This window comes from Microcoleus sp. PH2017_05_CCC_O_A (assembly GCF_020738785.1).
Lineage (GTDB): Bacteria > Cyanobacteriota > Cyanobacteriia > Cyanobacteriales > Microcoleaceae > Microcoleus.
The window spans coordinates 1-10,608 of sequence record NZ_JAEQCB010000169.1 but is presented as its reverse complement, the minus strand read 5'-3'; the positions used below and the strand labels follow the sequence as shown (position 1 = coordinate 10,608).

Genomic DNA, 10,608 nt, shown 5'->3' with positions numbered 1-10,608 from the left:
AGAAGCTGTATTTACCACATCGCCGATGACTGTAGAGTCCATCCGGCGATCGGAACCCAAGGTGCCGATCATGCCGATACCCGTGTTAATTCCCGTACCAATATTGACGGGATATTCTAAATTGTATTTGTGGCGCTCGACATTAAATTCATGCAAACTTTCTTGCATGGCTACTGCGGCTTCGATCGCATTTATAGCGTGAGAATGCGGCTGGTCAAATACTGCCATGATGGCATCGCCGAGGTATTTGTCAATAAACCCGCCGTGGGAGGTGATGCAATCGTTCATTTTCGTAAAAAAAGCGTTCAACCATTCAAAGGTTTCGCGTGCTTCTTGAGATTCGGCGATCGCAGTAAACCCGCGAATGTCGCAAAATAAAATAGTCAGCTCTTCTTCTGTGACATTGCCCAACTGAATTGATTCTATCCCTTGGGGCGCAATTCGTTCGAGAAGCTGTTCCGGGACAAATAGGTGAAATTTTTCGGAAAGATATTCGTTAGCCTCCCAGGCGGCGGCAATTTGGCGCTTGCTTTGCTCTTTTACCTGCTGGTTGAATTGGGAAGACGCAACTTGCGATCGCATTTGGCTCAACTGCAAAATATTTTCAACTTTCGCCAGCAGCAAGCGACTGTTAAAAGGCTTGGTTAAATAATCGTCGGCCATAATTTCTAACCCTCTGAGGCGAGAGGTATCGTCATCGAGGGCAGTCAAAAAAATTACCGGTACAGTTTGCAATGCGGTATCATTCCGCAGGATCTCGCACACATCAAAACCGTCCATATCCGGCATCATAATATCTAGTAAAATTAAATCCGGTCGAGATTGGCGGGCGAGGAAGAGCGCTTCATCGCCCGATCGCGCTGATACTGTGGCGTATCCTTTCATTTGCAATAACTCTTCCAGTAAAATTAGATTAGCTGGCTCGTCATCAACCAACATGATGCAGGGCGACTTGTTTGACATGGAATATGATGTATATTGAATTTAGCTCGGGACTGGCGCGTGTAGATGCTCGAAACCTGGTTGATTCGTATATTTCTAGTTATTAAACTCGATATTTTTGGCAGGAACCGGGTTTCTGAGGCAAGTGCGCGCAAGTCCTATAGAAATTTATCTACTATTGAGTCTAACGTTTTCACTTATAAATTGTAATAAATGGCACTGCTGGAACTGCAAATAATTATTGTTAGTTGAGAAAAGAACGGACTGTAGCGATCGCCAAATTCAGATCCAGCGGCTTGCTCAAATAAGCCGAAGCGCCAGCTTCCAAACATCGATCGCAATCGCCAGCCATCGCCATCGCCGTCACCGCAATCATCGGTACCGAGTCCCAGACAGGATTTGCTTTCACTCGGCGCATCAACTCAAAGCCATCAACATCGGGTAACTGAATGTCCATCAAGATCAAATCTGGCAGCAATTCCGGCGCAGCAGAGGCGGCATGGATGCGATCGAGCATTGACGAACCATCCGCCAGAATCTCTACCCCGTAGCCCTCCAATTCCATCACCTCTGAAATTAACATTTGGTTAAAAGGTTGGTCTTCCACCACCAGAATCCGCTTGCTGCCAAGTGGTAATGCGATCGCAGAAGCAGGAACTAACTTAGCATCCAAAGCACAAGCAGCAAAGCTGCCCAACTCTTGACGCATCTCCGTCAAAGGCAGCCAAACGCGGAACAAACTGCCGCGATCGCAAACAGATTGAAAAGAAACAGTTCCGCCGTGCAATTCCGCCAGACGCTTAGTCAAAGCCAAACCCAAACCTGTACCTTCGTGGCGCCTAGTCAGGGAAGAATCCACCTGTTGAAAAGGTCGAAATAGCAAGTGCCAGCGATCCTGAGGAATGCCGATACCCGAGTCTTTCACCTCAAGACAAAAGTAGGGAGTGCTGGCATTTACAGGAGAACAATCAGGGCGGTAATCGCCATTAATTTCATTGCCGTAGGCCAGACGCCCGCTAAGTTTAACTTGTCCCCGTTCGGGGGTAAATTTGATAGCATTGGAAAGTAAATTAATCACAATTTGTCGCACTCGCCGTTCGTCGAGCAAAACTTTAGTAATGCGGTAGTCGAGTTCTAAAGACAAAGCAATTCGCTTTTTATCTGCCCGCGGCTGAATCATTTTCAGACAGTCTGTGGCGAGTTCGTGAACGCGAACAGGCAGTAAATTGAGTTCTACTTTTCCTGCTTCAATTTTAGAAAGATCGAGAATATCGTTAATTAGCTGCAACAAGTGCTGACCGCTTTTTTCGATCAGTTCTACATAGTTAACTTGTCGATCGCTCAACTGGCCGGATGTTTGGCGCAGCAGCAAGTCAGAAAATCCGAGAATGCTGTTGAGAGGCGTCCGCAATTCGTGGGACATCGAGGCTAAAAACTCGGATTTTAACTGAGAAGAATACTCTAATTGTTCGTTAACTTGGCGGAGGTTTTCTTGTGTCTGAGCCCGCTGGATTGCGGCCCCCAGAGTCCGACAAGCAGCCGTGAGCACTTCTTGGTGGAGGGAAGCTTGCAGTTTTTTGACGTTGCGCGACTCCAGCGTCAACACTCCGATGATTGTGCCGTCAGTAGATGCGATCGGAAAAATGCCCAATTGTCCGATTCCCGGATGCCGAAATTGCGGCACAGCATTGGGATGTTCGGCATAATCATCGACAAACAAAGCTTTACCAGTTTCCACCACTTCCCACAGCAAACCCGTGCCGTAGGGAATACCTTTGTCGAGCAATTCTTGCATTCCAGCGGCGACTGGTTCCCCGTAACTAGCCAGAAATTGAGTAGAAACTTGGTTGGAAATCGCCGCCGCTTGCCGATCTTTTCCCTTACCGCTAATCACTTTCACGTCTCCGAAAGCAGCATTCGTCGCTTCTACCAGATAGCTGAGGGCAAACTGACCTATTTCTTGCAAACTGTGAGAGTTTTGCAGGCGTTCAGTTAAGCCTAAAAGAAATGTCAGGCGCCTGACTTCTGCATTCAAACTAGCTTGGGAGTTTTGGTATACGGTAACGTCTCGAAAGGTAAACAGCCGCCCGCCGCTGTTGGTAATTGTGGCGAAGACTTCCAAACAAACCGCATTGGATTGCTCGAAATAAAATGATAAACTTTCATCCTGAGATGTTTGCAGTGCTTGCTGAAACTCTTCCCACTGCTGAAGCGACAAGTAACCGCGATCGACAATTTCGGCAAACAGCAACTCGCACTTGGGCTGAGTTGCCAGCCATTCTGGCGACAGCCCCCAAGTCCCGGCCAATTTTTTGTTAAACAAAACTAAGCTGTCAGACGAGTCGAACAGAGCGATCGCATTATCTACTTGGTTGAGTATCAGTTCTTGGTCTGCCCTGAACTGCTGCAAGTCTATCTCCATTTTGTCTGTGTCTGTAGCTCTTAGTTTTGTTGTCATAACTGTCTACGGATATGCCAAAAGTTATTTTATTACCCCTTACTTAATTTGACATATTTTTAGGTTTTTTGGCAGTGAGGGCGATGGCTTACGCCCCGCTTCGCTACGATCGGCCTTGTGATCTGAGACACTTGCTGGTTGCGGAGGGCGAGGGGAGCGGGTTTTCGACTTGGATTGTCTAAACGTGCGATCGACCTTTTGACTAAATTGTCTAAATGTGCGATCGACCTTTTGAGTAAATTGTGTAATAAGTGCGATCGACCTTTTGAGTAAATTGTGTAATAAGTGCGATCGACCTTTTGAGTTCCATTGTGCAAGAAGTGCGATCGACCTTTTGAGTTGCATGGTGCGAAAAGTGCGATCGACCTTTTGACTAAATTGTCCAAACGTGCGAAAAGTGCGATCGACCTTTCCGTCCATCACATAATAAGCGATCGCCCCTAACACTCTTGACTCTATGAATAAATATGAACTTTATTCATCAATTTGCAATGTTTTCTGAATTTTAATTAAGCCAGGGAGTTAATATAAATTTTTTTATCACAATATAATTATTGTAATATAATTTATAATAACTGTTGACAAGCTTGTCATTCATCGCTTAAGTTTGTGACTATTGATATCAATCTCTTCGTTAATTTGTATCAGAGACATTGTTTGGTTGATTGTTGAGATCGAAAGCCACTGTTGTTTAAAGATTCATTGGGTTTGTGGCAATCGATCGGGTGTTGTGGTTGTAGTTGGTTTGCAGAAAGTCCCGTATTTGAAGGAAGGCAGGGGAAGGAATATTGTTAGCAATATTCACTCGCGCCTGCACTAATCAGGAGGAATTATGTACCGACAACAACAGGGTAGTGAAAAACATTACTGCGACAAATCTAATTGCTCTACACCATCAAACCTTACTCACAATCAGTTTTGTGGTAATTGCTGTAGCCAAGTTGGCCCGCGCCCAGTTTTCGACTTGAAGTCGGAGTTTGTGCCGATTACTAAAAAGGAACTGGCTCAAAGAGAGCGCTTATCACTGCATTTCCGACAGCAGCTATGCTACAGTTATCCACCGAATACCAAGCAGAATATTCCTCACAATTATTGCCCAACATCCTCAGCTCCTTGGCAAAGTATTTCGGATTATCAACAGCAATATCCTCCCCGAAATTATTGGGATGGTCGAGATAATTCTGTGCCTCTTGAGAACGAATCTGGGCAAGTTCTGGGGTATTACAGGTATGTTTTGCTAACTGGGTCGTCAGATTCAGGAAGTGGCGGTAAATTGTTTTGGCTAATGGTAATTGGTGCGGCGGTGTGGTTCTGGTTTTTTCGCTGATTGTTTGGTAATCCAGAGAGCGATGAAGTATCTTTTGCGGTTTTTATTGGCTTTAGTAATTTCTGCGATCGTGGTAATAACCTATGCCAGTATAAAAGCAGTTGGCAATGAACACTCAAAACTTGGAATGGTTCAAAATATAGCAGTTCTCAGAAAGATGAGGTACGTTGTTGGGCTTGGGCCCTATTAGTTTAAGGGTTGTGTGGGCTGTCAGTTATACCTCATCTTTTTGAGAAATGCTATATGACATCTCAAGGAGCGAATAACAGCAATAAAATCAAACAATCTGGTCTCCTACTGGAAATCAGAGAGCCACAAATTATTGCACTAGCTATCCCCGAAAACAAGCCCGGTGCTACTTCTCTCAATCCGTTGCAATTCATCAGTATTGATATCCTTCATCTCTAAAAATCAAAAGGTTAACCAACATGACATCAGAACAATTCAGTGACAACAACGCAATGGAAGTAAGTGGCATTAATATGGAAATTATGCTGCCTGACCCTACGGCGCTCACCATCCCTGAAAACAGAGCGGGCATCACGCCTCCTATAGAATTATATATTCATATTACCAATAACACTTCAATGTCTTTCCACTTCAACCTCTCTGGAACCTTGATTCCAGAAATTGTAACATCCGAGGGTCAAGCCTTACAGCGGCAATTAGTTAACGAAAAGCCAGAATCTGAAGTTCAACCGAACAGATATAGAACAGGATGGGCGGGCAGATTGACTGAATTTATATCGAACTTAAACTTATCGCAGGAGTGCTACGAAACCAGAGAAATTAATTATATGTTAGTTGAGCCTAGAGAATCCAAAACTATCACGATCGACGCAAGTCTTGCCTGGGAAAATAACTTACTTGCACTGAAAATTTCTACTAAGTTCAACGAATTTTTCGGGTCGATAAAACTTCACAATTTCTGGTTGTTTGAGCCACTATTGCCCGGAAATTATCAAATTAGGTTTATCTATCAACACAACTGTGCAAACAGAGTAATACCTGGGATAGATAATGTCGAAATAACAAATGTAGAAGAGAGCAAGTCAGAACTATTGATTACTCCTTTTGTAAATCTTCGCTTGGTTCAACCAGTAGAAGCAGACAGCAATGCTGTGGAAATGGATGGTGTTCGCTTTGAAATTTTAGTACCAGAGCGAGTTTTAAGCATACCCAAAAACAATTTAATACATAAACTTCTGTACCTAATGAAATTTTTATCACCTATATCAATTTACTACTCCTCCTTTATAATCCCCGTGCAGATTGGTATTCGGATTACCAATAATACATCTACTCCCCTTAGATTTAGCTTTTATTTCACCTTATTTCTAGAAATTATGGGAGTAGATGGACTAATTCCATTCGGAGGTGGGTGGATTAGCCTTAGCGGGCCCTCTAATTCTGATGTTCTTTCCGTTATGCCCGGAGAGGATATTACCTTTTTTCCCGAAGCAGAAATTTTTGGGCTTTGGGAAGAGCAGTTTGGACTTAAGACTCCTACCGGAAATGGTGGCATATGGGTTTTTGAACCTCTAACTCTAGAAACATACCAAGTTAGGTTTACATATAGGAGCGATCAAACAATGGTTAAAATATACGAGTCTGTAGAAACATACACGACTTTAGATATCTGGAGCGGTCAAATATCAACTCCCTTTGTAGACTTTCGCTTAGTGCGTTCTTGAATTGAGCTTAAAGTGAAAGAGCCTATTTCATTTGATTCTCCTCAAAAGCTGATATTTCGTTTAAACCTCATACGTCTAGGAGTTAAAACCATGTTATTTCGACAATATCCCCAAGTTTTTTTGACATCATTCTTAATAGTTGGATTGACGGGTAGAGCAAGTATTGCTTTTAATATTATCCCCCAAAATCCCGGTGCTACCAAGTTTTATAGACCCGAATCTACTTACCAAATAGATAAGAATCGAGAAGGCATAACGGAGATAGATATGGGATTGGGGAAATTGTTTTGGCTGATGGTAATTGCTGCGACGGTGTGGTTCTAGTTTTTCCGCTGATTGTGCGGTAATTCAGGGGGCGAGCGATGAGGTATTTTCTCCGGTTTTTATTGGCTTTAGTAATTTCTGCGATCGTGGTAATAACCTATGCCAGTATAGAAGCAGTTGGCAATGAACAGTCAAGACTTGGAAGGGTTCAAAATATGACATCTCAAGAATCGAATAACAGCAACAAAATTAAACAAGATGGCCTCCAACTGAAAATCAGAGAGCCACAAATTATTGCACTATCCATCCCGGAAAATAAGCCCGGTGTCACCGCTCCCTTGAGCTTCACTGTCAGCGTTACCAATCCTACACAAACCCCGATTCCTTTCATACTGTATGATGCCTTAATCCCAGAAATCATCGGGCCAGATGGTCAAGCACTGCATCGAAAAGAACCGATAAACAGGCAAGTTGGGAGCGGGGAATATCGTGCGACATTAGTTATACCAGAACAGCAGATAGTCACATCTCTGGAAGGAAGACTGTCTTGGCAAAATAATGTACTGCAACTGATATTACATCGTGCTACCTACGATGAACCCCCTATAGACCTTGATAAATCTTGGTCTTTTGATACTGTGGGGCCTGGGGAATATCAGATTCGATTCATTTATGAAAACCCGACTGGGACGATATCATACTTCAATCCGCTCACTTTTGCTTTTCTTCAGACTGGACAAGAAACGATAATAGAAGAAACGATAATAGAAGTAACTGGGACAGGTGAGTTGACAACTCCCTTCGCTAATTTTCGCTTGCTGACACCTGTTGAAGATGATAAAAACGTAGTCGAGGTAGATGGAATTCGTTTTGAAACTTTCATACCGAAGCCATTTTTGACCGTGATAAATAGAAACAAGAGTCCCAAGCCAGAAAATTATTCACAGATTGGGATGCGGATTACCAATAACACGTTAACTCCATTTTACTTCAGCTTTTATGGCACTTTTACCCCTGATTTGGTAACGCCAGATGGTCAGGTACTTCGGGGAGGCTATAATAACGACTGGACGAGATGGCAACTTGAAAAATCTGATTTTTTGTTAGTCACACCTGGAAAAAGCGCAACATTCTTTCCAAGTACCAGTCTCTACTGGAGGAAGCTCGACCAATTTTCGCTTGGTTTCTCTAACGAATATGGTGGCTGGTGCTCTTTTGACTCACTCAAACCAGGTATATATCAGCTTCGGTTCCGGTATGAAAGTACGATGGATTCCACACATAAGACAGATTTTATAGGGGATCCACTGGAAGATTGGCTAATAGAAATAATGAAAAAAGTTTGGACTGGACGGGTAGACACTCCCTTTGTTGAATTCCACTTAACTCCGCCTTGAATGGTGAATCGCTGTGACTATTGATTTTGAGAAAGTTAGCAAAAGAGGTAAAAACAATGCAATTCATAAAATTTGTCTTTGTATTATCATCAACCACCTTGATAGGTACGCTTTTTTGTCAATCAAGTAATGCCTTTACTCTCACGCAAAGCGCTAGCCAGATGGATAGTTTTGCCCTGTCTAAGTTGAAAGATGGTGGCACAGGTCTTACACTTTTAAGAGTCCTCGATCCCGACGATACTCTTAATCTTACAAAGTCTACAAGATTTGTTACCGAAATAGAACGGGGAGGGACAAAAGGACTATTAAATGACTTAAAAATTTACACCAACCTCTCAAAAAATCCGTGGAGTTTTAAACGTGGGCGCGATTTACAAGGAAGTTTTAATATCAAGATTCGTTACGCCTGTGGTACTGAAGATACTTGCCCTCGGGAGGCTATTTTCCCAGATGACCTTAAACAAAAATATGGAGTGGGATCTCCAATGGCTTTAACTTACAATCCACTGGCATCCGATCCCCACCCTAATCAAAATAAAAACCTTTACTGGATCCAGCGAGTTATCACTAACCATCCGCGTCAAGGATTAGGAGTGTTTGGTCAAAGCAAAAGCTATATCGATAACATCCTTCGTAATGAGAGAGGAATAAATTCCCCACATCCCTACTATGGTATTTCAGGTAGAAACTTACGACCAGATGGTTTATTTGTGGATAACCCGTATAGACGTAGATATTTAAATCGCAATTTTTACTGGATTGGGGAACTTTACCTAGCTGAAGCCAATCCATCCAAGCCAAGAGAAGTCACGATTTATAATGGGGTCAGATGGGGTTGGACATACCAGTATTTTCCTAAAGGTCAACCAGTTCGCGTTCCAGCTTTCATTCCAAAGCCCACTCAAACACCCGAAACTCCACTTGAACTTTGTCCACCAAATATGTTGACAAAAAGTGGCAGCACCATTGTCGCCAATAGCAGCAGCGGTGGCGGTGGTATCGGTTGCGTGGCAGTATCGCCAACGCCAAAACCAACACCATCACCAACACCACGACCAACCCCGTCACCTTTGCCAACCCCGCGTCCAGCACCTGCACCAAGCCCGTCACCAACACCATCAACAATAATATTAGTATCACCTGCACCAACACCCGGGCCAGCACCAACACCCGGGCCAGCACCAGTACCCTCAGCTTGGACTCCATCACGAACTCCTACACCCTCAGCTTGGACTTCATCACCTTGGCCAACCCCGTCAGCTTGGATTCCATCACCTTGGCCTACGCCTGCACCATGGGCAACAACAGCAACACCATCACCTCGACTAACCTCGACACCTTTGCCAACTCCCTCACCTTGGACTCCCTCACCCTGGCCAACTCCTACACCTTGGGTGACATCTCCACTGGGGTCAACATCATCAACTGTCGTTGTCTCAACATCAACAACAACTACTACATCGCCCTCATCCTTTGGGCGGCCCAGTTCGCCAATTCGCGCTGCCCGCACCTACGCAACTTTTGGTGTTGATAGCGATGCCACAGACCTAGCAAATATCAGCAGTGAGTTACTTGAAGACCCAGAATTATCATCAACGGACAATAGTTTGAACAATGCAAACCTAGCTGGCGTTAGTCGTGATTTACTTGAAGACTCAGAACTATCATCAACGGACAGCAACGAAAACCAAGTCAATTTAGCTAGCATCAGCAGTGATTTACTTGAAGACCCAGAATCATCATCAACAGACAACAACGAAAACCAAGTCAATTTAGCTAGCATCAGTGGCAACTTGCTCGAAGACCCAGAATTATCATCAACCGACAGTAACGAAAATGAACTTGATTTAGCTGGCATCAGCGGCGACTTATTGGAAGACCCAGAACTAGCCTCAGAGGATAACAACTCCCTAGCCTCCAAAACTAAAAACCCTGACGATGATGCCCTCCCAGCCGAAGCCGTTCCCGAACCTACGACTGAATTAGGAACGCTATTAGCACTCACCGGATTAGGTATATTCCTCAAGCTCAAAAACAGGAAAACTCAGAAGTAGTAGAGTATTTATTGAGGTTGTTGTCTGTCTGTTTTCGATCGACCTTTTGACTAAATTGTCTAACTTTTGAGTAAATTGCCTAAATCTGCGATCGACCTTTTGAGTAAATTGTGTAATAAGTGCGATCGACCTTTTGAGTTCCATTGTGCAAGAAGTGCGATCGACCTTTTGAGTTCCATTGTGCGAAAAGTGCGATCGACCTTTTGAGTTCCATTGTGCAAGAAGTGCGATCGAGCTTTTGAGTAAATTGTCCAAACGTGCGACCTTTCGGCTGGCATCACGTAAAAATGTAATCAATGCTACAATTACCTCATATATTCAGCAAAAATAGCTTTTAAATCCTTTACTATTGTGAATAAATATGAACTTTGTTGCCCACATTCCGCAGATGTGGGTCGGATTTTTTTATCAGTTGTGAAAACTTGGAAGCCAAACGCTTTTGGGCTGAAATTATGCAGTGTTAGCCTTACAG

General features: G+C 43.6%; 11 protein-coding genes. 6 read left to right on the top strand and 5 right to left on the bottom strand.

The genetic code is table 11. The features are described 5' to 3' along the window. From JGK20_RS28800 to JGK20_RS28790, 3 genes are all read right to left on the bottom strand, one after another. A partial coding sequence (locus JGK20_RS28800) for a response regulator (protein ID WP_293233024.1) occupies positions 1-963 on the bottom strand: 963 nt, incomplete at its 3' end. Positions 964-1,186: 223 nt separating this feature from the next. Beyond that, the gene (locus tag JGK20_RS28795) at positions 1,187-3,400 is read right to left on the bottom strand and encodes an ATP-binding protein (RefSeq protein WP_293233022.1); all 2,214 of its coding nucleotides are present in this window, start codon (positions 3,398-3,400) and stop codon (positions 1,187-1,189) included. A 39-nt stretch (positions 3,401-3,439) separates the two neighbouring features. Continuing rightward, positions 3,440-3,847 carry a hypothetical protein gene (locus tag JGK20_RS28790; protein WP_293233020.1) on the bottom strand — a complete coding sequence of 136 codons (408 nt, stop codon included), beginning with the start codon at positions 3,845-3,847 and terminating at the stop codon, positions 3,440-3,442. A gap of 385 nt (positions 3,848-4,232) precedes the next feature. Here JGK20_RS28790 and JGK20_RS28785 point away from each other — a divergent pair, with 385 nt between their 5' ends. The 5 genes from JGK20_RS28785 (at position 4,233) to JGK20_RS28765 (ending at position 8,082) form a co-directional block, all read left to right on the top strand. Further along, complete coding sequence (locus tag JGK20_RS28785) at positions 4,233-4,727, top strand: hypothetical protein (protein ID WP_293233018.1); 495 nt, start codon at positions 4,233-4,235, stop codon at positions 4,725-4,727. A gap of 243 nt (positions 4,728-4,970) precedes the next feature. Beyond that, the gene (locus JGK20_RS28780) at positions 4,971-5,135 is read left to right on the top strand and encodes a hypothetical protein (RefSeq protein WP_293208770.1); all 165 of its coding nucleotides are present in this window, start codon (positions 4,971-4,973) and stop codon (positions 5,133-5,135) included. Between the two features lie 20 nt (positions 5,136-5,155). Then, positions 5,156-6,421, top strand: a complete 1,266-nt coding sequence (locus tag JGK20_RS28775; RefSeq protein WP_293233016.1) for a hypothetical protein — start codon at positions 5,156-5,158, stop codon at positions 6,419-6,421. A gap of 90 nt (positions 6,422-6,511) precedes the next feature. Next, the gene (locus tag JGK20_RS28770; RefSeq protein WP_293233014.1) at positions 6,512-6,745 is read left to right on the top strand and encodes a hypothetical protein; all 234 of its coding nucleotides are present in this window, start codon (positions 6,512-6,514) and stop codon (positions 6,743-6,745) included. A gap of 38 nt (positions 6,746-6,783) precedes the next feature. Then, positions 6,784-8,082: a hypothetical protein gene (locus tag JGK20_RS28765; RefSeq protein ID WP_293233012.1), complete on the top strand. Its 1,299-nt coding sequence runs from the start codon at positions 6,784-6,786 to the stop codon at positions 8,080-8,082. Between the two features lie 901 nt (positions 8,083-8,983). On the opposite strand, the gene JGK20_RS28760 is transcribed toward JGK20_RS28765, so the two are convergent. After that, the gene (locus JGK20_RS28760; RefSeq protein WP_293208760.1) at positions 8,984-9,592 is read right to left on the bottom strand and encodes a hypothetical protein; all 609 of its coding nucleotides are present in this window, start codon (positions 9,590-9,592) and stop codon (positions 8,984-8,986) included. A gap of 97 nt (positions 9,593-9,689) precedes the next feature. Here JGK20_RS28760 and JGK20_RS28755 point away from each other — a divergent pair, with 97 nt between their 5' ends. Next, positions 9,690-10,136 (top strand): PEP-CTERM sorting domain-containing protein, encoded by a 447-nt coding sequence (locus JGK20_RS28755; protein ID WP_293208757.1) that lies wholly within the window; start codon positions 9,690-9,692, stop codon positions 10,134-10,136. A gap of 59 nt (positions 10,137-10,195) precedes the next feature. Here JGK20_RS28755 and JGK20_RS28750 read toward each other — a convergent pair whose 3' ends face one another. Continuing rightward, positions 10,196-10,414 (bottom strand): hypothetical protein, encoded by a 219-nt coding sequence (locus tag JGK20_RS28750; RefSeq protein WP_293233010.1) that lies wholly within the window; start codon positions 10,412-10,414, stop codon positions 10,196-10,198. Between the last annotated feature and the right edge of the window lie 194 nt (positions 10,415-10,608).

Excerpts from the sequence above, each read along its gene's own strand:
- JGK20_RS28795 (WP_293233022.1), bottom strand. The coding sequence starts at position 3,400 with ATGACAACAAAACTAAGAGCTACAGACACAGACAAAATGGAGATAGAC.
- JGK20_RS28785 (WP_293233018.1), top strand. The coding sequence starts at position 4,233 with ATGTACCGACAACAACAGGGTAGTGAAAAACATTACTGCGACAAATCT.
- JGK20_RS28765 (WP_293233012.1), top strand. The coding sequence starts at position 6,784 with ATGAGGTATTTTCTCCGGTTTTTATTGGCTTTAGTAATTTCTGCGATC.
- JGK20_RS28780 (WP_293208770.1), top strand. The coding sequence starts at position 4,971 with ATGACATCTCAAGGAGCGAATAACAGCAATAAAATCAAACAATCTGGT.
- JGK20_RS28770 (WP_293233014.1), top strand. The coding sequence starts at position 6,512 with ATGTTATTTCGACAATATCCCCAAGTTTTTTTGACATCATTCTTAATA.
- JGK20_RS28775 (WP_293233016.1), top strand. The coding sequence starts at position 5,156 with ATGACATCAGAACAATTCAGTGACAACAACGCAATGGAAGTAAGTGGC.
- JGK20_RS28750 (WP_293233010.1), bottom strand. The coding sequence starts at position 10,414 with ATGCCAGCCGAAAGGTCGCACGTTTGGACAATTTACTCAAAAGCTCGA.